General features: G+C 58.4%; 17 protein-coding genes and 1 pseudogene. 8 read left to right on the top strand and 10 right to left on the bottom strand.

Features of this window, described 5'->3' with window-relative positions; all coding sequences use genetic code 11:
• Positions 1 to 54: 54 nt before the first annotated feature.
• On the top strand, positions 55 to 1,572 hold the full coding sequence (locus MDHKLMBL_RS04855) for an aldehyde dehydrogenase (protein ID WP_104270242.1): 1,518 nt from the start codon (positions 55 to 57) through the stop codon (positions 1,570 to 1,572).
• Between the two features lie 74 nt (positions 1,573 to 1,646).
• On the opposite strand, the gene MDHKLMBL_RS04850 is transcribed toward MDHKLMBL_RS04855, so the two are convergent.
• Entirely contained in the window at positions 1,647 to 3,011 is a 1,365-nt protein-coding gene (locus MDHKLMBL_RS04850) for a glutamine synthetase family protein (protein WP_104270241.1), read from the bottom strand.
• Positions 3,012 to 3,356: 345 nt separating this feature from the next.
• On the opposite strand from MDHKLMBL_RS04850, the gene MDHKLMBL_RS04845 reads away from it, so the two are divergent.
• Genes MDHKLMBL_RS04845 through MDHKLMBL_RS04830 form a run of 4 tightly spaced genes read left to right on the top strand, consistent with a single transcriptional unit; the run spans position 3,357 to position 7,339 of the window.
• Complete coding sequence (locus tag MDHKLMBL_RS04845) at positions 3,357 to 4,463, top strand: polyamine ABC transporter substrate-binding protein (protein ID WP_008175893.1); 1,107 nt, start codon at positions 3,357 to 3,359, stop codon at positions 4,461 to 4,463.
• A gap of 3 nt (positions 4,464 to 4,466) precedes the next feature.
• Positions 4,467 to 5,585 (top strand): polyamine ABC transporter ATP-binding protein, encoded by a 1,119-nt coding sequence (gene potA / locus MDHKLMBL_RS04840; RefSeq protein ID WP_104270240.1) that lies wholly within the window; start codon positions 4,467 to 4,469, stop codon positions 5,583 to 5,585.
• Positions 5,586 to 5,589: 4 nt separating this feature from the next.
• A complete protein-coding gene (locus MDHKLMBL_RS04835; protein ID WP_104270239.1) occupies positions 5,590 to 6,519 on the top strand; it encodes an ABC transporter permease subunit in 930 nt (309 codons plus the stop codon).
• Entirely contained in the window at positions 6,512 to 7,339 is an 828-nt protein-coding gene (locus MDHKLMBL_RS04830; protein WP_104270238.1) for an ABC transporter permease subunit, read from the top strand. Before MDHKLMBL_RS04835 ends, MDHKLMBL_RS04830 begins: the two co-directional genes overlap by 8 nt.
• Positions 7,340 to 7,363: 24 nt before the next feature.
• Here MDHKLMBL_RS04830 and MDHKLMBL_RS04825 read toward each other — a convergent pair whose 3' ends face one another.
• Positions 7,364 to 8,254 carry a LysR family transcriptional regulator gene (locus tag MDHKLMBL_RS04825; RefSeq protein WP_104270237.1) on the bottom strand — a complete coding sequence of 297 codons (891 nt, stop codon included), beginning with the start codon at positions 8,252 to 8,254 and terminating at the stop codon, positions 7,364 to 7,366.
• A gap of 104 nt (positions 8,255 to 8,358) precedes the next feature.
• Here MDHKLMBL_RS04825 and MDHKLMBL_RS04820 point away from each other — a divergent pair, with 104 nt between their 5' ends.
• Both MDHKLMBL_RS04820 and MDHKLMBL_RS04815 read left to right on the top strand, forming a co-directional pair.
• On the top strand, positions 8,359 to 8,799 hold the full coding sequence (locus MDHKLMBL_RS04820; protein WP_008175901.1) for a DoxX family protein: 441 nt from the start codon (positions 8,359 to 8,361) through the stop codon (positions 8,797 to 8,799).
• A 25-nt stretch (positions 8,800 to 8,824) separates the two neighbouring features.
• Positions 8,825 to 9,598: a DODA-type extradiol aromatic ring-opening family dioxygenase gene (locus tag MDHKLMBL_RS04815; protein ID WP_104270236.1), complete on the top strand. Its 774-nt coding sequence runs from the start codon at positions 8,825 to 8,827 to the stop codon at positions 9,596 to 9,598.
• 12 nt (positions 9,599 to 9,610) lie between these two features.
• Here MDHKLMBL_RS04815 and MDHKLMBL_RS04810 read toward each other — a convergent pair whose 3' ends face one another.
• Together MDHKLMBL_RS04810 and MDHKLMBL_RS04805 are read right to left on the bottom strand one after the other, a co-directional pair.
• The gene (locus tag MDHKLMBL_RS04810) at positions 9,611 to 12,103 is read right to left on the bottom strand and encodes an efflux RND transporter permease subunit (protein WP_104270235.1); all 2,493 of its coding nucleotides are present in this window, start codon (positions 12,101 to 12,103) and stop codon (positions 9,611 to 9,613) included.
• Positions 12,100 to 13,029, bottom strand: a pseudogene (locus tag MDHKLMBL_RS04805) (efflux RND transporter periplasmic adaptor subunit); the annotation flags it as partial. The gene MDHKLMBL_RS04810 and the pseudogene MDHKLMBL_RS04805, both read right to left, overlap by 4 nt.
• 108 nt (positions 13,030 to 13,137) lie before the next feature.
• Between MDHKLMBL_RS04805 and MDHKLMBL_RS04800 the strand changes: the two are divergent.
• Complete coding sequence (locus MDHKLMBL_RS04800) at positions 13,138 to 13,665, top strand: hypothetical protein (protein WP_008175906.1); 528 nt, start codon at positions 13,138 to 13,140, stop codon at positions 13,663 to 13,665.
• 81 nt (positions 13,666 to 13,746) lie between these two features.
• On the opposite strand, the gene MDHKLMBL_RS04795 is transcribed toward MDHKLMBL_RS04800, so the two are convergent.
• The 6 genes from MDHKLMBL_RS04795 to MDHKLMBL_RS04770 form a co-directional block, all read right to left on the bottom strand.
• The gene (locus tag MDHKLMBL_RS04795; protein WP_008175909.1) at positions 13,747 to 14,742 is read right to left on the bottom strand and encodes a branched-chain amino acid ABC transporter permease; all 996 of its coding nucleotides are present in this window, start codon (positions 14,740 to 14,742) and stop codon (positions 13,747 to 13,749) included.
• 2 nt (positions 14,743 to 14,744) lie between these two features.
• Positions 14,745 to 15,632 carry a branched-chain amino acid ABC transporter permease gene (locus MDHKLMBL_RS04790; protein ID WP_008175912.1) on the bottom strand — a complete coding sequence of 296 codons (888 nt, stop codon included), beginning with the start codon at positions 15,630 to 15,632 and terminating at the stop codon, positions 14,745 to 14,747.
• A gap of 106 nt (positions 15,633 to 15,738) precedes the next feature.
• A complete protein-coding gene (locus tag MDHKLMBL_RS04785) occupies positions 15,739 to 16,950 on the bottom strand; it encodes an ABC transporter substrate-binding protein (protein WP_008175914.1) in 1,212 nt (403 codons plus the stop codon).
• A 72-nt stretch (positions 16,951 to 17,022) separates the two neighbouring features.
• The gene (locus MDHKLMBL_RS04780; protein ID WP_008175916.1) at positions 17,023 to 17,745 is read right to left on the bottom strand and encodes an ABC transporter ATP-binding protein; all 723 of its coding nucleotides are present in this window, start codon (positions 17,743 to 17,745) and stop codon (positions 17,023 to 17,025) included.
• Positions 17,742 to 18,545 (bottom strand): ABC transporter ATP-binding protein, encoded by an 804-nt coding sequence (locus MDHKLMBL_RS04775; protein WP_008175919.1) that lies wholly within the window; start codon positions 18,543 to 18,545, stop codon positions 17,742 to 17,744. The genes MDHKLMBL_RS04780 and MDHKLMBL_RS04775 overlap by 4 nt, the downstream gene beginning before the upstream one ends.
• Before the next feature lie 78 nt (positions 18,546 to 18,623).
• The gene (locus MDHKLMBL_RS04770; protein WP_104270234.1) at positions 18,624 to 19,427 is read right to left on the bottom strand and encodes an alpha/beta fold hydrolase; all 804 of its coding nucleotides are present in this window, start codon (positions 19,425 to 19,427) and stop codon (positions 18,624 to 18,626) included.
• Position 19,428: the final 1 nt, after the last annotated feature.

Raw genomic sequence — 19,428 nt, 5'->3', positions numbered from 1 at the left:
CTGGGGATAAAAGTACTGCTATGATTGCTCAACTCTACAGCCTGCGAGGCGTCCATGAATCAACCCGTCAGCTCTTCCACACCGACCAGCCAGGCCGAATGGCAGGCCCTGGCCACAAACCTCACTCTGGAGGGCCGCGCCTATCTGAACGGCACCTATCGATGGGCGGCCAACGGCGAGACGTTTACCTCGGTCAGCCCGATTGACGGGCGCGAGCTGGCCTCTATTGCCAGTTGCGATCAGAGCGATGCCGACCAGGCCGTTAGGGCTGCAAGGGCCGCCTTTGAGGCGGGCATCTGGAGCCAGCTGGCACCGGCAAAACGCAAGGCGGTGCTGCTCCGGTTCGCTGAGCTTATCGAAGCCCACGGCGACGAGCTTGCCCTGCTGGAAACCCTGGACATGGGCAAACCCATCAACCACGCCAGAAACGTGGACGTGCCGGCCACCGCCCGGGCAATCCGCTGGACCGCCGAGGCCATCGACAAGGTGTACGGCGAACTTGCGCCCACACCCCACAACCAGATCGGCATGATCTCCCGTGAGCCGATGGGTGTGGTGGCGGCCATCGTGCCCTGGAACTTTCCGATGATTATGGCGGCCTGGAAAATTGCCCCGGCCCTGGCCACTGGTAATTCCCTCATACTGAAACCCTCCGAGAAATCGCCCCTGAGCGCCATTCGCCTGGCCGCCCTGGCCGGGGAAGCGGGCGTTCCCGCCGGTGTTTTCAATGTGCTTCCAGGCTATGGTCACACCGTGGGCAAGGCCCTGGCGCTGCACATGGACGTGGACTGCCTGGTGTTTACCGGGTCCACGAATGTGGCCAAGCAACTGATGATCTACGCCGGCCAATCCAACATGAAACGGGTATGGCTGGAGGCCGGTGGCAAGAGCCCGAACATTGTCTTTGCCGATGCGCCAGACCTGAAAAAGGCCGCTGCCGAGGCGGCCAGTGCCATAGCCTTCAATCAGGGCGAAGTGTGCACTGCCGGCAGTCGCCTGCTGGTCGAGAACAGCATTCGTGCCGAGTTCGTAAAGCTGATATGCGAGGCCCTGAAAACCTGGCGCCCCGGCCATCCGCTGGACCCGGCGACTACCTGTGGCGCGATCGTGGATCAGGCCCAGCTTGATCGGATCATCGACTACATCGGCATCGGGCAGTCTGAGGGCGCACGCCTGGTGGAAGGTGGGCAGCGGATTCTGGAAAACACGGGCGGCCTGTTTGTTCAGCCCACGGTGTTTGACGGGGTGAATAACCAGATGCGCATTGCCTCGGAGGAAATCTTCGGGCCGGTGCTTTCTGTCATCGGCTTCGATACCGCAGACGAAGCCGTCGCCATTGCCAACGATTCCATCTACGGCTTGGCCGCAGCAGTGTGGACCTCCAATATCAATACCGCCCATAAGGTAGCCAAGGCCCTGCGAGCCGGCAGCGTGTGGATTAACCACTATGACGGCGGCGATATGACCGCACCCTTCGGTGGCTTCAAGCAGTCCGGCAACGGGCGCGACAAATCTGTGCATGCCTTCGACAAGTACACGGAACTGAAAGCCACCTGGCTGGTGCTGGAGTAGTTCGGAATAGTTAGTCGCAGTCCGGCAAACGAAAAACGGCGCCTTCAAGGCGCCGTTTTTTATCCCGGAATTGATCAGACCGTGTGCAGGTACCAGAGATATTCGAGATCGGAGATGGTCATCTCGAATTCGTTCAGTTCATGCTCCTTGCAGGCGACGAACACATCCAGAAACTGGCTGCCGAGATAATCGGCCATCACTTTCGATTGCCCCAGCTCCCGCAAGGCATCCCGCAGGTTATTCACCAGTGAGGCTTCGTGCTGTTCATGGGCATTACCCACGGTGACCGGTGGTGGCTCTATCCTGTTGGAGATGCCGTAGTGAATACCCGCCAGCACCGCAGCCATCAGCAGATACGGGTTGGCATCGGCACCGGCGACCCGGTGTTCGATTCGCAGGGCCTCGGGATCACCGCCCGGCAGACGCAGCGACGCAGTGCGGTTGTCCACGCCCCAGGTGGCAGCGCTGGGCACGTAGTACTCCGGGCTGAACCGGCGGTAGGAATTGATATTGGGGCAGAACAAGGCCATGGCGTCGTTCATGGTGGCGACCAATCCACCCACGGCCCAGCGCAGCATGTCGTTTGGCTGCTCGGCGTCGCCGGCAAACACGTTACGGCCTTCGCCATCCACCAGGCTCAAGTGCAGGTGCATGCCACTGCCGGCCTGGTTGTGATAGGGCTTGGCCATGAACGTGGTGTCCATTTCATGGTCGTAGGCCATGTTCTTGATCAGACGCTTCAGCAGAGTGGCGTGGTCGCACGCCTGCACCGCGTCATCCACGTAGTGCAGGTTGACCTCAAACTGCCCGGGCGCGGACTCGGCTACCAGCGCATCCGCCGGCAGCTCCTGCTCATGGGCGGCATCCAGCACGTCCGCCAGGAATTCAGCGTATTCGTCCAGATCATCAATGGAATAGGCCTGCGTGCCCGCCGGGCGTTTGCCAGAGAGGGGTGATTTGGGTGGCTGAGGGCGACCGGCGAGGTTTTCCTGGTCAATCAGGTAAAACTCCAGCTCAAAGGCCGCCACGGGAGTCAGCCCCAGTTCCTCGAAGCGCTTGATGATGTTCTGCAAGACCACCCGCGGATCTGCGAAAAACGGTGTCTCGCGATCCAGCTCATACATGGTCAACAGAAGTTGCGCAGTGGGCCGCTTCTGCCAGGGTTCCATAGTGAGGGTATTTTCAATGGGCAGACAGACGCGGTCTGCCTCGCCAATATCCAGGCCGAGGCCGGTTTCTTCCACCGTAGTGCCCTGAATGTTCAGGGCAAAGATGGACGCCGGCATAGCCACACCGCGTTCAAACACCTTCGCCAAAGCAGACGGGTCTACCCGCTTGCCGCGAACAATGCCATTCATATCCGGGATCAGCAGATCAACAAACTGCAGTTCGGGGTGTGCCTGAAGGAACGAGTCGGCACTCGAAGAACCAGAAGCCATAAGGGAAGCCATCCACAACGCAAACAGGCCTGGTGCCGAGGAGCCGGCGCAGGGGTTTCAACACTCCTTTATCCCGCTTTCCGGGGTGTTTGGCAAGATAGGGACATACCACAAATCCCGGAGTAAAATTTTTATAGCGCAACCCCGCATCTCATGATAAATATCGCGAGAATTCGGCAGGTTCCCCACCGCCGTTTCCAGGACAAGCCTTAAAGGAGTCAAAAGGCGGCGACCGGTTCTTCCCGGGACAACAGCCACCTGCGGCCACCCTCAGCAGACCTGCACAACACCGCGTGCGTCCTGCACGTTTTGTATTTATCCCTTTTGAGTGAGGGACATCATCCAATGTTGAAGTTGTGTAAGCCACAGGCGCTGGCCGCCTCTGTTGCGTTGTCTCTGTGTGCCTCTTCCGCGTTTGCCGCCGAGGAAGTGCGTGTCTACAACTGGTCCGATTACATCGCCGAGGATACCCTGGCGAAGTTCACGGAAGAAACCGGCATCAAGGTGATCTACGACGTTTACGACAGTAACGAGATCCTCGAAGCCGCCCTGCTTTCCGGTCGTTCCGGCTACGATCTTGTTGTGCCGTCCAACCACTATGTGGCCAAGCAGATTTCTGCCAACGCCTTCGTAGCGCTGGACCACAGCAAGCTGCCGAACATGAGCAACCTCAACCCGGATCTGATGGACGATCTGGAAAAGGTTGACCCGGGTAGCCAGTTTGCTCTGCCTTATCTCTGGGGCACCAACGGCTATGGCTATAACGAAGGCCGTATCCAGGAAATCCTGGGTGACAGCGCTCCCACCGATTCCTGGGCCCTGGTATTCGATCCTGAAGTCACCGGCAAGCTTGCCGCCGGCGGCTGCGGTATTGCCATGCTGGATTCCGGCGAGGAAATGGTTCGTGCTGCCATGGCCTACATTGGCCTGGACCCGAACAGCAACAACGCCGACGACATCAGGAAAGGCGGCGAGGTGATCAAGGCCATTCGCCCGAACATCACCTACTTCCATTCGTCGCGTTACATTGCTGACCTGGCCAACGGTGACCTGTGTGTGGCTGCCGGTTACTCCGGCGACATCCTGCAGGCCGCCGCACGCGCCGAGGAAGCCGAGAACGGCAACGTGATCCGCTACACCATTCCCAAAGAAGGTGCAGTCCTGTGGTTCGACATGATGACCATCCCGGCCGGCGCACCGAACGTTGAGAACGCCCACAAGTTGATGAACTTCCTGATGCGTCCGGAAATCATCGCGGACGTGACCAACTATGTGTGGTACGCCAACCCGAACAAGCCGGCCAACGAATTCGTTGATCCGGAGATTCTGAGCGATATCAGCATCTACCCGACCGATGAGGTGATGAAGAAGCTGTACATCATGGAAGGCCGGCCTCAGGACGCCCAGCGTCTGATGACCCGCACCTGGACCAACGTGAAGTCTGGTCGTTAAGCGGTGGAAAACGGCAACAACACCTCCGCGCAAGCGGAGGTGTTACTCAGCATTCGGAGCATTTCCAAAAGCTTTGATGGCACGCTGGCCGTGGACAATGTGAACCTGGACATCCACAAGGGCGAGATCTTTGCCCTTCTGGGTGGTTCCGGTTCCGGCAAGTCCACCCTGCTACGCATGCTCGCAGGTTTTGAAACGCCCAACGCCGGCTCCATCATGCTCGACGGCCAGGACGTTACAGCTCTGCCCCCGTTCCTGCGCCCGACCAACATGATGTTCCAGTCCTATGCTCTGTTCCCCCATATGACGGTGGAGCAGAACATTGCCATGGGCCTGAAACAGGACAAGTTGCCGAAAAGCGAAATTCGCGACCGGGTGGCCGCCATGCTGAAGCTGGTCAAGATGGAACCCTATGCCCGGCGCAAACCCCAGCAGCTTTCCGGTGGTCAGCAGCAACGCGTTGCCCTGGCCCGCTCACTGGCCAAACGTCCCAAGCTGCTGTTGCTGGACGAGCCCATGGGCGCCCTGGACAAAAAGCTGCGTACCGAAATGCAGCTGGAACTGGTGGAAATTCTGGAAAACGTGGGTGCCACCTGCCTGATGGTGACCCACGACCAGGAAGAGGCCATGACCATGGCCAGCCGCATCGCCATCATGGCGCAGGGCCGGATTGCCCAGATCGGCTCGCCCATCGACATCTATGAGAGCCCGAACAGCCGCATGACGGCAGAGTTTATTGGCTCGGTGAACATTTTCGAGGCCCACATCCGGGAAGACGAGGCCGACAGCATCACGCTGACCAGCAACCTGCTGGATGCGCCGGTTTTCATTGATCGTGGTGTAACCACGCCAGCGGAAACCACCGAAACCCTGGTTGCCATGCGCCCGGAAAAAATCTACCTCACCGCGGACAAACCCGAGGGCGAGCACAACTGGAGCTGCGGCACGGTGGACAATATTGCCTACCTGGGCGACATCACGTCCTACTACGTAAAGCTGGCCAGCGGCAAACGCGTTCAGGCGACCATGGCGAACGTGGAACGCCGTGGCGAGCGGCCAACCTGGGGCGACAGGGTATTCGTATCCTGGGAAGCCTCCAGCCCCATCCTGCTCTGGAACTGAGCAAATGAGACGGAAACTTTTACCCACCCCTCTGACCGAGCGGGTGCGTGCAGTGCTGTTTAATCGCCGGGTGGTGTTCGGTATCCCGTTCCTGTGGCTGCTGCTGTTCTTCCTCCTGCCTTTTGCGCTGGTGCTGAAGATCAGCCTGACCTCGGCGGTCATGGCCATCCCCCCTTACGAGCCCGTATTCCGGTGGGTGGACAACACCCTGTCGGTGGTGGTGAACATTGGCAACTACCTGTTCCTGCTCTCGGACAGCCTGTATTTCGCCGCCTATTGGGGGTCGGTGAAAACGGCATTCCTGGCAACGGTGGTGTGCCTGGTCATTGGCTACCCCATGGCCTACGCCATGGCGCGGGCGCCGAAGCACTGGCAACTGGTGTTGCTGTTGATGGTGATGCTGCCGTCCTGGACCTCGTTCCTGATCCGTGTCTATGCGTGGATGGGTATCCTCGGCAACCAGGGGTTGCTGAACAGTTTTCTGATGTGGCTGGGTCTGATTGACCAGCCCCTGAAAATGCTGAACACCAACTTCGCGGTGGTGCTGGGCATTGTCTATGCCTACCTGCCGTTCATGGTGCTGCCCATTTACACCAACCTGGTGAAGTTGGATGTGCGGCTGCTGGAGGCGGCATCAGACCTGGGCTGCCGCAGCCTGACCACCTTCTGGGCCATTACCCTGCCCCTGTCGAAGGCCGGCATTCTGGCCGGTTCCATGCTGGTGTTTATTCCCGCGGTTGGCGAGTTCGTTATCCCGGAACTGCTGGGCGGGCCGGATACGCTGATGATCGGCAAGGTGTTGTGGGAAGAGTTCTTCAACAACCGCGACTGGCCGGTGGCGTCTGCCCTGGCGATCGTGATGCTGTTGTTACTGCTGGTGCCGATTGTACTGTTCCATCGGTTCCGGGCCCGGGAGATGGAAAAGCATGGTTAAGTCCCGTTCCTTCAGTTTCTCTAAAGTGATGCTGGTTCTCGGTCTGCTGTTCCTGTATCTGCCGATGTTCGTGCTGATCGTGTATTCGTTCAATGCGTCCCGGCTGGTATCGGTGTGGGCCGGTTTCTCAACCCAGTGGTACGGCGAGCTGTTCCGGGATGAGCAGATTCTGTCGGCGGTGTGGATGAGCCTGCGGATTGCCTTCTACTCCGCCAGCATGGCGGTGTGTCTGGGGACGCTATGTGCGTTCGTGATCACCCGGTTCAAGAAGATGCGCGGGCGCACGCTACTGTCCAGCATGATTACCGCGCCACTGGTTATGCCAGAGGTGATCACGGGCCTGTCGCTGCTGCTGTTGTTCGTACAGATGGCCCAGACCATTGGCTGGCCGGTGGACCGTGGCATGGCCACCATCTGGATCGCCCACACCACCTTCTGCAGTGCCTATGTGGCGGTGGTGGTATCGGCCCGGTTGCAGGAAGTGGACCGCTCCATTGAGGAGGCGGCCATGGACCTGGGCTGTACGCCACTGAAGACCTTCTTCGTGATTACACTGCCAGTGATTGCTCCAGCGCTCGTATCTGGCTGGCTGCTGGCGTTCACTCTGTCGCTGGATGATCTGGTGATTGCCAGCTTCGTTTCCGGGCCGGGTGCAACAACACTGCCGATGGTGGTGTTTTCCTCCGTGCGGATGGGGGTTTCGCCGAAGATCAACGCGCTGGCCACCCTGATCATCGTGGCTGTATCGCTGATTGCATTTATCGCCTGGTATCTGATGCGCCGGGCGGAACGCAAACGGCTGCAGACACCGGACGCCTAGCGTCCGGAAGCCCCGCTCGCGCCCTCACAGGGCATCGGGAAAGGCAGAGACAAGGTAGTCAACCAGCGCACGGACTTTGGGCGTAACGAACTTGCGGGTGGGATAGACGGCGTAAACGCCCAGCTCGGTGGAGCGATACTCTGGCATCAGCTCCACCAGCCGCCCGGCTTCCAGGTCTTTATGAACCAGAAAGCCGGGCTGCAGCACGATGCCCTGGCCGGCCACGGCAGCGCCGCAGCAGGTTTCGCCATTATTGGCGTACATCCATGGTCTTACCCGCACGCTTATTGCGCCATCGGGGCCTTCAAAAGGCCAGTCATTGCCGGTCGTGAAGTTGCTGTAGCCGATAACTCTGTGGCTGAACAGGTCTGCCGGTTTCGCTGGGGAGCCGTGAGTGGCAATGTAATCCGGCGAGGCGCAAGCCATCAGCCGGGTGGAGGTTATCCGTCGGCTGACCAGTGTAGAGCTTTGCAGTGTGGCAATCCGGATGGCCAGATCAAAGCCTTCCTCGACGATGACCACCAGCCGGTCTGAAAGGTCGATGGACAGCTCCACATCCGGGTAGCGGGCGTGAAACTCTCCCCACAAAGGCGCCAGGTGGCTGATTCCGAAGCTGACCGGCGCATTCACTCGTAACGTGCCCCGTGCGACATCATTGCGGGAGGTGATTTCCGCTTCGGCCTCCTCAACGCCAGCCAGTAACTCCCGGCATCGGACATAGAACACCTCCCCTTCTCCCGTCAGCGACAGCCGGCGGGTGGTCCGCTGCAACAGCCGAACCCCTAGACGGGTTTCCAGCTCGCTGACATAACGCGAGACAGCGGCCTTGGACATCCCCAGATTCTCCGACGCAGCCACAAAGCTCCCCGCCTCAACCACGGTGCAGAACGTCTGCATCTCCAGCAATCGATCCATTGTTTCATTTTCCGGAACAGTTAATTCATTAAAGCCACGTTTATCCCTTTTATTGATATTTGTAAAGTACCCACATGCTCACAACACACCCAAGGAGATTCATCATGAACAACGCATTCCTGAACAAACTGATCGCCACTGACGCAGGCTGGGGCGCTCTGGCCCTTCGAATTCCCGTCGGTATCATTTTCGCCGCTCATGGCGCCCAGAAACTGTTTGCCTGGTTTGGCGGCTATGGCCTGGAAGGCACAGGACAATGGATGGATTCCATCGGGCTGAGTCCCGGCTACCTGATGGCCTTGTTGGCCGGCGGTGCGGAATTCTTTGGTGGCCTGGCTCTGATCATCGGCCTGCTGGTTCGCCCCGCCAGCGCGGTACTGGCATTCGCCATGCTGATCGCCATTTTCAGCGTTCATATCGGCAACGGCCTGTTCATGAGTAACAATGGTTACGAGTTTGGCCTGGCCTTGCTGGCCGTATCGGTATCCCTGGTATTCAGCGGCGCAGGCCGCGCGTCCATTGACCGCGCGATTGCAGCCCGATAACCACCGCAACCCGGAGGAGCAAATCATGAGTCTGTTTGTTTCCCACGGCGCTCCCACCTTTGCGCTGGAGCCGGGCCTTGCTGGCCCGGCCCTGACAGAGCTGGGCAAACGCCTGACCCGGCCCGCAGCTGTGCTGGTGGTTTCACCACACTGGATGACGGAAGAAATCCGGGTAGGCGTCTCGGAAACACCCGAGACGATTCACGATTTTCGGGGTTTTCCACCCGAACTCTATAACCTCGACTATCCGGCACCAGGCCATCCGAAACTTGCGCGAACTGCTCTGGCGTTGTTGGAGGCAGGGGGCTGGAAGGCCAGTGCTGACGAGACCCGGGGGCTGGATCACGGGGCCTGGGTGCCAATGATGCACCTGTTCCCTGATCATTCGGTTCCGGTATTCCAGGTTTCGATGCCAACGGATCTTGGGCCTGCGTCTGCCTGGCGGTTGGGCCAGGCCCTGCAGCCGCTCGAGCATGATGGTGTGCTCATCATCGGATCAGGCAGCCTTACCCACAATCTGTATGAGGTTCGCTGGGGTGACCCGAACGCATCCGGGTATGCGAGGGAATTCACGGATTGGGTCCGTGCCAAAGTGCAGGACGGCGACCATCAGCAACTGATAGCAGCGTTGGAGGAGGCCCCCCATGCCAAGCGGGCGCACCCAACCACCGAGCATTTTCTACCTTTGCTGGTGGCCGCCGGTGCAGCCGGGGAGCAGCAACCCGGCGGGCTGATTGATGGCGGGATCGAACACGGTGTTCTGGCCATGGATGCTTTCGTTTTTCAGCACCCAGCCTGAACGGTCAGCGAACTACGCTGCCGGTTGGCGGCGGTCCCGAACAGACTGGATCCATTTGTAAAATACCGGGACCAGCAATGTGCCCAGAACGGTGGCGGCAACCATGCCACTGAGAACCGTAATACCGAGGCTTACCCGGCTTGCAGCCCCGGCGCCACTGGCAAAGCCCGCTGCCGCCTCCCCGGAGATGGTTACCGAGCGCTTCAAGTTGAAATGCTGGATGCTTGAGGGCCCGAGCACAGGCTGGAGCGAAGCCCGCGTGGTCAGTGGCACCATGTCGCCATCCCGGTTGCGGACAAAGTAATGGGACAGGTCCTCCGGACGCTGCCGGAACTCGCCTTCGGCCTGAAGAAGTACGCGGTAGTTCTTGCCGAAACGGGTGAAGTCATTCACGTAGAGCGAGCCGAGCTGGGTCTGCAGGGTTGAGAAGATATCGGAGAGCTCAATACCCAGGGCCTTGGCTTTATTCCTCTCAACCTCCAGCAGATATTGCGGAATGTTCGCGCGATAGGTGCTGTATACCCGGGATAGTTCTTCCCTCTGGTTGGCCTCATAGATAAGGCCATTCATAACCTGCGCCAGTTCGGAGACGTCCCTGCCCTGATTGTCCTGCAGACGGAAATCGAAGCCGGATGAGGTTCCCAACCCGGGGATCGGAGGCGGATTGAAGACCATCACCTGTGCCTCGGGGATTGTCCAGAGCCTGGAATACAGTCTGGGAATGACCGCCCCCAGACCCAGACTGGCATCTTCCCTTTCTTCCCAGTCTTTCAGCATTACAATGCCAAGGCCATTGTTTGAGGATGCGCCACCCAGCAGCGAGAAGCCGGATACCGTAATGAAGTCAGTTACTGCCGGGTCTTCCAGAACCATGTCCGTTACTTTGGTTAGCACGGCTTCCGTGCGCTCCAGGGAAGCAGCATCGGGCAACTGCACATCCACGAACAGGAAGCCCTGATCTTCCGGCGGGACGAACGCCGAAGGCACTGATTTGAACAGGCCGGCACCGGCAACCAGAATCACCACCAGGGCAACGCCAACGAGCGCCCCTTTGCGCAGGAGCTGCACCACCAGCTTCGAGTAGCCGCTGGTGGTCCGCGTAATCAGTACCTCGAAAGGCCGGAGCCAGCCAATGGCTTTGTCCCCGCTCCTGCCAAGCAGCGCAACGCACAAGGCCGGGCTCAGTGTCAGCGCATTGATTGAGGAAATGATCACGGCCACCGAAATGGTGACCGAGAACTGCTGGTAGAGCTTGCCGGTGATCCCGGGCATGAAGGCAACAGGCACGAACACGGCCAACAAAACCAGCGTGGTGGCAATCACCGGCCCTGTGACCTCCGCCATCGCCTTGGTGACCGCCTCGCGTATTGGCAGCTTCTCCTCAGCAAGAATGCGTTCCACGTTCTCGATAACCACAATGGCGTCATCCACCACAATGCCAATCGCCAGAACCAGTCCGAACAGCGTGATGGTGTTGATGGAATAGCCAAGCACCGACATAACCGCAAAGGTGCCGATCAGAGAGACCGGGATCGCGATACTGGGAATCAGCGTGGCCCGCCAGTTCTGCAGGAACAGGAACACCACCAGGATCACCAGGCCGACGGCCTGGAACAGGGTAACGATGACTTCGCTGATGGAGCGGCTGATAAACTCCGTGGTGTCGTAAAGTACGGTGTGATTCACACCCTCCGGAAAACTCGCGGACGCCTCATCAACCAGTGCTTTTACCCGTTCCGCGACCTCCAGAGCATTGGCATCGGGCAGCTGGTAGATCACCAGGAATGCCGTGTCCTGATTGTTAAGTTTCGCGGTGGAGGTATAGGAACGGGAGCCCAGTTCGATACGCCCGACGTCCCTGAGGCGCACAAAGCCGCCATCAGGCCTGGAGCGGAGAATGGTCTGGGCGAACTCGTCGGGATCTGACAGGCGTTCCCGGGTCTGGATACTGTAGACAAACTGCTGGCCCGCAGGCACGGGCGGCTGGCCGAGTTTGCCGGCCGCGACAATCTGGTTCTGCTCCCGGAGCGCAGCGGCAACCTCCGCAACGGTCACATCCAGCGAGGCCATCCGGCGGGGATCCAGCCAGACTCGCATGCTGTAGTCTTTCGCGCCCATCACTTCCGCCGACCCTACCCCTGGCACCCGACCAAGGGCTTCGACAAGGTTATTGGAGGCGTAGTTGCTGAGGAAGACGCCGTCGAGATCCGGTCGCTCGGAGGTCAGGTTGATACCCATCAGCATGTTTCCAGCCTGCTTGCTGACCACCACGCCCTGTCGACGGACTTCATCGGGCAAAAACGGTTCCGCCAGGGCAACGCGGTTCTGGACGTTTACCTGGGCGCTGGCCCCGGGAAGCGATGCGGTCACCTGAACCTGGGGCGGGGCCATGTCCGGATACATATTGACCGGCAGAATGCGTAACGCCAGTAGCCCGGCCAGGGTAATCAGGATGGAAATAACAAACGCAAACTTCGGTCGATGGATAAAAACCCGGCTGATCATTGGCTCGCCTCACCCGTCTGGATGAGTGCTCCGGTTTGCGGGTCAATCTGTTTTTGAGCAGCACTGACTGTGACTCCGGGCCGAACTTTCTGGAGGCCCTCCACAATCACCTGGTCACCGGCTTCGAGCCCTGAGTTGACCACCAGCAGCGCTCCTTCCCGCGCGCCGGTCTGGATGAAGTGCTGGGCAACCTGATTCTGGTCATCAACCACCAGAACAAACTTTCCTTCAATGGTCTCCTGAACCGCTACCTGAGGGACAAGCACCTTGGCCTCACCCGACTGCCCCTCAACCCGGAGTGTCACGTACAGGCCTGGCACGAGGACCGCATCGGGATTGGGGAAGACCGCTCGCATCTCGACGGTCCCCGTACTGGCATCGGTCTGTACGTCGGCGAAATCCAGCACACCAGGCTGCTCATAGCGCTCGCCATCCGGCAAAGTCAAAGAGAGCCCCAGAGACTTCGAAAACGCTTCGGCGGATTCAGCGCCCCTCCGGCGGAAGCTGACAAAATCAGCTTCGTTGACCTGGAATTCGACGTACACAGGGTCCGTCACCAGCACGGACGTCATGGGCCCGCTTGCAGGACTGACCACGGCACCGACGTCATAGTTCAGCCGACCAATCCAGCCATCAAAAGGGGCTCGTACTTCCGCATACTCCAGATTGGTATCGGCCTTCTGAACCGCCGCCTGGGCGGCCTTTAACCGACTTTCAGCTGCACTGAAACGGTCTTTGAGTTTGTCCAGGTCCGCGGCGGAGAGGAACCCTTTTTCTGACACTTCCTCTCCGCGCCTGAGGTTTCGGGTTGCGGACTCCAACTCGGCGCGGGCGGCGGCCAGTTCAGCATCCGCCTGCTGAAGATCGGCGCTTGCGCGAGTGTCCTCAAGCCGGATCAGGAGCTCACCCTGGCTGACTTTCGCTCCCTCGGTGAAAAGAAAGCAGTTTGCTGGCGGGGTTCAATCAAGTCGAAAATAAGATTAGTCGAATCTTTGCTATATTTCCCTGAATCGTTCGACTCAGAGATTCATGAAATGAAAATCCCCAAAACCGTAAAATTTACTTCCGTCATCATCGGGCTTTCCCTGGCGGGATGCTCAATTCAGAACACGCTGTCACTGGGCGTTGACGATCCCTGCGCCTCACTGAAAGGCATCGTTGCTGATTACCCCTCTGGTTTTGAGGCTTACCGTGGCAGCTCCAATAGTTTCAGCTCGGTAACTGTCTACAATGCCAAAGAACAGATAATCCGCGGACACTGCGAAGTTTGGAGCTGGGCCAATAACGACAGCGCCTACGTCTGCTCCGGCAATACTCCCAACGACGAGGTGGCGACCACCAGGTACAACACGGCTGTAAACTGGATGGGGCAGTGCCTGGGTGATAGCTGGTCAAGCACTGAAGGGGAAAGAACGAGGGATGGGATGAATGCAGGAATGGTCACCCGGTTCAGCGCGGCTGAGGCTGGGAAACCGAATGTATCGGTTCACAAGGTGGCCTTCCGCGGCGATTCAGCGGTTTATGTGTATGTGGGTACACCCAGTCGTTTGGCGGAGTTCTAACCCGAGAAACCCTGCCAGTTGAACAACAAAAAGGGCCACCCCCAGAGGTGGCCCTTTTTGTTTTCCGAGCTAAAGCAGGCGTCAGCCCAGGTTCTTTTTCACGAACTTCTGGATCTCTCCCACGATACCGCTACGGAATGCCAGTACCGTCAGGACGAAAATCCCGCCGAGGATTGGGTCCACCCAGTCACGCAGGGCACCCTGGGACAACTGGTACTCGATGTTCACCACGAAGGTGGCACCAACCACCGGGCCCAACAGTGTTCCCATACCACCAACCAGAGTCATCAGGATGACCTCGCCCGACATATGCCAGTGGGCATCGTTGAGGGAGGCAAGCTGGAACACCACAGACTTCATGGAACCGGCCAGACCGGCCAGGGCCGCCGAGATGACGAACGCGAGCACCTTGTAGCGATCGACGTTGTAGCCCAGGGAGACGGCACGGGGTTCGTTCTGCTTGATCGCCTTCAGCACCTGGCCGAACGGACTACCGACGATACGCTGTACCAACAGGTAGCAGGCGATGAACACCGCCAGGACGAAGTAATACATGTTCAGGTTGTCTTCAAGATTGATGAAGCCCAACAACTCGCCACGAGGAATGCCGTGCATACCGTCCTCACCACCCGTGAATTCAGACTGGACGAAGAAGAAGAACACAAGCTGGGCAAGCGCGAGGGTTACCATCGCGAAATAGATACCCTGGCGACGAATCGACAGCAACGCAAAGCCAGTACCGAGCACTGTGGCCGCCAGCGTACCGGCGATGATGCCCATCTCGGTGCTTAGCCCGCTGTAATTACTGAGCAGGTAACCGGTGGTGTAGCCCCCTGTGGCCAGGAAGGCTGCGTGGCCAAATGACAACAGGCCGGTGAAGCCGAACAGAAGGTTGAACGCCACCGCAAACAGCGCGAAGCACAGGATCTTCATGAGGAAGACCGGATAGATCATGAACGGTGCCGCCAGCAGGAGGAGCAGCAGGACACCGTTCAGCATCATCTTTTTGCGATCCTGAGCGGCCTGTTCCTGAACGATAGCCTTGTGAATGTCGGCGGAATTGACTGGCTGATTCATGGTTATGCCTCCTTACCGAACAAGCCACTGGGCCGGAACATAAGAACCAGAACCATGACCAGGAAGATGATCGCCGAGGATGCCGGCGGGTAGAAGGTTTTGGTGAGCCCTTCAATCACGCCCATCAGAATACCGGTGATGATGGCGCCGCCGATGGAGCCCATACCGCCGATAACCACCACGGCGAAGACCGTAATCAGTGTGGCCGACCCCATGACCGGTGTCACCGAGTAGATGGGCGCGGCCAGAACACCTGCAAAGGCTGCCAGCGCAACACCAAACCCGTAGGTGAGGCTAATCAGAAGCGGCACGTTAATGCCAAAACCCTGCATCAATTGAGAGTCTTCCGTGCCGGCCCGCAGGTAGGCGCCCAGCTTGGTTTTCTCAATCACGAACCAGGTTGCAAAGCAGACGACCAGTGCCGCTACGATGACCCAGGCCCGGTAGTACGGCATGAACATGAAGCCGAGGTTTACGCCACCCTTGAACATGTCCGGCATGGTGTAGCGAAGCCCGGAAACCCCGAACCAGTTCACCAGTACACCCGAGATGATCAGCGCGACGCCGAACGTCAGCAGCAGACTGTAGATGTGATCCTGCCCCGCAATGCGACGCAGCAGAAAATATTCAATGGCGACACCGAAGGCACCAACCAGAAGTGGCGCCAGCAATAAGGCGACCCAGTAATTCACGCCCAGATAGTCGAACATCAGGACGGTGGTCAAAGCGCCGAGCATATACATTGCGCCATGGGCAAAATTGATGATCTTCAGCAGACCGAAGATGACCGCGAGCCCAAGGCTCAGAAGGGCGTAAAAGGCGCCGTTGATTATTCCGATCAGGAGCTGGCCGGATAGCACAGCTAAAGGGACGCCGAAAATCATGGACATTGGGCTAACTCCAGAAGCAGCACAGGGATTGTTTTTTGGCTTTATTCTTTTCCGTTTTCATGGGTTCGCCCTGCCCTGTTGCAGGACGAACCCATAACGGTCGCTTTTAGTTATTGACCAGCTTGCACTTGCTCTCGGAGAGCGGACGGTAGGACTCTTCGGCCGGGATGGTCCGCAGAATCTTGTACAGATCCCACTCGTTCTTGGACTCGGCCGGGGTCTTCACTTCCGCCAGGTACATATCGTGCACCATGCGGCCGTCAACGCGGATCTTGCCGTTCTTGGCAAACATGTCGTTGATCGGAGTGTCCATCATCTGCTTGCGCACAGTCTGGGCATCGTCAGAACCGGTGGCCTCTACGGCTTTCAGGTACTGCATGGCGCTGGAGTAAATGCCAGCGTGAACCATGGTCGGACGCACGCCGGTTTCTTCCATGAAGCGATCAGACCACTCACGGGTTTCATCGTTCATGTCCCAGTACCAACCGGTGGTGAGCTGGATGCCCTGGGCCGTCTGAGCGCCAAGCGCATGTACGTCAGTCAGGAACAGCAGCAGTGCCGCCAGCGTCTGGCCGGACTGGGTTACACCGAACTCACTGGCGGTGGTGATGGCGTTGGTGGTGTCGGCGCCAGCGTTTGCCAGACCGATAACATCAGCACCGGATGCCTGAGCCTGCAGGATGAACGATGAGAAGTCCTGAGTGGGGAACGGATGACGCACTGAACCGATGATTTCACCACCGTTGGCTTCGACCACGCGAGTTACGTCGCCTTCCAGGGCATGACCGAAAGCGTAATCGGCAGTCAGCATGTACCAGGTTTTGCCACCTTCTTTAACGACCGCACTGGCGGTGCCGTTGGCCAGCGGATAGGTGTCGTAAACGTAGTGGATGTGGTTCGGGGTACAGTGCTCGTTGGTGATGCTGGAAGCCGCTGAACCGGAAATGATACCGAGGCGATCGTGCTCTTCCAGAATCTTGCTCACGGCGATGGAAACAGAGGAAGCCACCATACCGGCTACGAGATCGACATCCTCGTTCTCAACCCAGCGACGTACGGTGCTGGATGAGGTATCCGGGCTGTTACGGTCATCGGCGCTCACCACTTCAATCTTGGCGCCATTTACCTGGCCACCAAAATCGGCAATCGCCATTTCCAGGGCTTTCAGCCCGTTGGGGCCTGCCAGGTCACGGTAGGTGCCGGACATGTCCGCCAGATAACCGATCTTGACCGTGTCGTTGGAAATGGCCGCCTGGGCTCCGCCTACCATCATGGCTGATGCAACGGCTGATGTCAGAAGCTTTTTCATCATTGTCATTGTTGTATCTCCGCTACTGTCTTGCGTTGGTTCGGGTTGTTGTTACTTTTCTTGCTCTCGTCCTATCCGGGATCAGACCCCCAAATAGCCATCCAGCACCGACTGTTTTGCACTCAGTTCGTTGGCGCTGACTTCTTCCACAATCTGACCGTGCTCAACAACGTAATGACGGTCGGCTAACGGTGCTGCGAAGTGGAAATTCTGTTCAACCAGGACAATGGTCAAGCCCTTGTTTTTCAGGGCAATCAGGACCTCTCCCAGCTTTTCTACAATAACCGGGGCCAGGCCCTCTGTGATCTCGTCCAGCAACAGCATGTTGGCGCCGGTGCGCAGAATACGCGCCATGGCCAGCATCTGCTGTTCGCCGCCGGACAGCTTGGTGCCCTGGCTGAAGCGACGTTCATAAAGGTTGGGGAACATGTTGTAGATTTCTTCCAGGCTCATGCCGCCGCTACGCACAACTGGCGGTAGTGTCAGGTTTTCCTGGACACTGAGTGAGGAAAAAATGCCCCGATGTTCGGGGCAATACCCGACACCCAACCTGGCAATATGATGAGGTGCACAGGACATTGTCTCCTCACCATTGATCATAATGGAGCCGGTGCGCCGGCCAACCATATTCATGATGGCTTTGAGCGTTGTGCTACGGCCCGCGCCATTGCGACCCAACAAAGTCACCAGTTCCCCGCGGTTCACCACCATGTCGATGCCGTGGAGGATGTGAGATTCGCCGTAAAAGGCGTGCAATCCGGACAGTCGCAGCTGTTCGTACTCGCGGTCGGATTTCGTGGTCATTGCGCCGCCTCCGCCTGATCATTGTCGGCGGTGGTGCCGCGCTCGCCGCTACCATCACTGCCCATATACACCTCGCGAACCCGTGGATCGCCGGAAACCGTCGCGTAATCGCCTTCGGTCAGAACAGCGCCCTGAGCCAGTACAGTGATGCGATCACACAGTTTGCTGACTACGCTGAGGTTGTGCTCAACCATCAGGACAGTTCGTCCCTCGGCAGCCTTGCGTACCAGTTCCACAACGCGATCAACGTCTTCCGAACCCATGCCCTGGGTTGGCTCGTCCAGCAACAAAAGTTGGGGCTCCATGGCAAGCGTGGTGGCCAGTTCCAACGCCCGTTTGCGCCCGTACGCCAACTCAACGGTGGTGGTGTTGGCGAATTCAGCCAGGCCCACGGCGTCCAGGAGCTCCATGCAACGCTGGTTGAGCTTGTGCAGGGAGTTGCCGGATTTCCAGAAACTGAAGGAGGTGCCCTCGAACGTCTGCAAGGCTACCCGGATGTTCTCCAGCGCGGTCATGTGTGGGAATACGGCTGAGATCTGAAACGAGCGAACAATGCCCTGGCGGGCAATGGCGGCGGACTTCATGGTGGTGATGTCCTGATCCTTGAACAGGATCTGGCCCCGGGTCGGGATCAGGAATTTGGTGAGCAGATTGAAGACCGTGGTCTTGCCGGCACCATTGGGGCCGATCAGGGCGTGAATGTGGCCTTTCTGGACCTTCAGGTTCACGTCGTCGACTGCAACAAAGCCCTTGAATTCTTTGACAAGGTTACGGGTCTCCAGAACGTACTGTTCACTCATGAGCCAATCTACCTTTGTTATTGTTGTGCGTTTTATCTGACTACCAGATTAGATTGACGTATACGTAAACGTCAACACTTAATTGCAGTTTTTAAGTACACTCTCGCTACGCAAAAAGTCGTATAGGAGTTCTACTACCTGGTCCTGCTTTTCCAGGTGTGGCGAGTGCCCCGCATCCTCGAGAAGAACGCCGCGGGCCTTTGGTCCGATGCCGGCAACGATATCCGTGACCTGCTCCGGCACTCCGTATTCGTCGTTTTCTCCCTGAATGATAATAGCCGGACATTCAATTGCCGCCAGCCAGCGACTGAAATCCATCGCCGCCTGAAACCCTTCGTCACGCCAGACTGTCTGCCAGGCGTTGAAAAGATCGTCAGTCCGGTTGCCGTGATAGCGCGCCAACCGATCCCGGATATCCGTCTCCCGGTAACGCACGGCCATTTCCTCGATACCAGCGAGGGTCAGGTGATCGGCATAGATGTGCGCCGCCATGGTCGCCAGCGCCTTTACACGGCCCCCCATGGTGCCGGCAGTCACGAGGGCAATGGAACCACCGTCGCTGTGCCCTATCAGCACCACATCCCTGATTTCGAGCTTGTCCAGGAGACGGGGCAACCACTGTTCGCCAGCTGTCTCAAGGTAATCGTGTGGGCGCGGGAGTTCTTCATCGGAAGAATGGCCATAGCCCTGACGATTGTAGATCAGCGCGTCGCAGCCGGTTGCTTTCGCGAGCTTTTCCGGAAACTTACGCCACAAGGCGATGCTGCCCAGGGACTCGTGGAGAAAAACCAGCACCGGCCCTTTCGGTTCCGCGTGCTGGATCCGCCTGACTTCCAGCTCAATACCGTCGCCTACCGGCACCATCATGTCACGAATCTGCATG

Origin of the sequence: Marinobacter flavimaris, assembly GCF_002933295.1 — a bacterium.
GTDB lineage: Bacteria > Pseudomonadota > Gammaproteobacteria > Pseudomonadales > Oleiphilaceae > Marinobacter > Marinobacter flavimaris.
This window is presented reverse-complemented; position numbering and strand designations above follow the sequence as displayed.

Bases quoted from the DNA above. Each gene is read 5' to 3' on its own strand.
- MDHKLMBL_RS04770 (WP_104270234.1), bottom strand. From the start codon at position 19,427: ATGCAGATTCGTGACATGATGGTGCCGGTAGGCGACGGTATTGAGCTG.
- MDHKLMBL_RS04820 (WP_008175901.1), top strand. From the start codon at position 8,359: ATGAACAACGCATTCCTGAACAAACTGATCGCCACTGACGCAGGCTGG.
- MDHKLMBL_RS04855 (WP_104270242.1), top strand. From the start codon at position 55: ATGAATCAACCCGTCAGCTCTTCCACACCGACCAGCCAGGCCGAATGG.
- MDHKLMBL_RS04810 (WP_104270235.1), bottom strand. From the start codon at position 12,103: ATGATCAGCCGGGTTTTTATCCATCGACCGAAGTTTGCGTTTGTTATT.
- MDHKLMBL_RS04785 (WP_008175914.1), bottom strand. From the start codon at position 16,950: ATGACAATGATGAAAAAGCTTCTGACATCAGCCGTTGCATCAGCCATG.
- MDHKLMBL_RS04830 (WP_104270238.1), top strand. From the start codon at position 6,512: ATGGTTAAGTCCCGTTCCTTCAGTTTCTCTAAAGTGATGCTGGTTCTC.
- MDHKLMBL_RS04795 (WP_008175909.1), bottom strand. From the start codon at position 14,742: ATGAATCAGCCAGTCAATTCCGCCGACATTCACAAGGCTATCGTTCAG.
- MDHKLMBL_RS04835 (WP_104270239.1), top strand. From the start codon at position 5,590: ATGAGACGGAAACTTTTACCCACCCCTCTGACCGAGCGGGTGCGTGCA.
- MDHKLMBL_RS04780 (WP_008175916.1), bottom strand. From the start codon at position 17,745: ATGACCACGAAATCCGACCGCGAGTACGAACAGCTGCGACTGTCCGGA.
- MDHKLMBL_RS04845 (WP_008175893.1), top strand. From the start codon at position 3,357: ATGTTGAAGTTGTGTAAGCCACAGGCGCTGGCCGCCTCTGTTGCGTTG.
- MDHKLMBL_RS04775 (WP_008175919.1), bottom strand. From the start codon at position 18,545: ATGAGTGAACAGTACGTTCTGGAGACCCGTAACCTTGTCAAAGAATTC.
- MDHKLMBL_RS04825 (WP_104270237.1), bottom strand. From the start codon at position 8,254: ATGGATCGATTGCTGGAGATGCAGACGTTCTGCACCGTGGTTGAGGCG.
- MDHKLMBL_RS04800 (WP_008175906.1), top strand. From the start codon at position 13,138: ATGAAAATCCCCAAAACCGTAAAATTTACTTCCGTCATCATCGGGCTT.
- MDHKLMBL_RS04850 (WP_104270241.1), bottom strand. From the start codon at position 3,011: ATGGCTTCTGGTTCTTCGAGTGCCGACTCGTTCCTTCAGGCACACCCC.
- MDHKLMBL_RS04815 (WP_104270236.1), top strand. From the start codon at position 8,825: ATGAGTCTGTTTGTTTCCCACGGCGCTCCCACCTTTGCGCTGGAGCCG.
- MDHKLMBL_RS04790 (WP_008175912.1), bottom strand. From the start codon at position 15,632: ATGTCCATGATTTTCGGCGTCCCTTTAGCTGTGCTATCCGGCCAGCTC.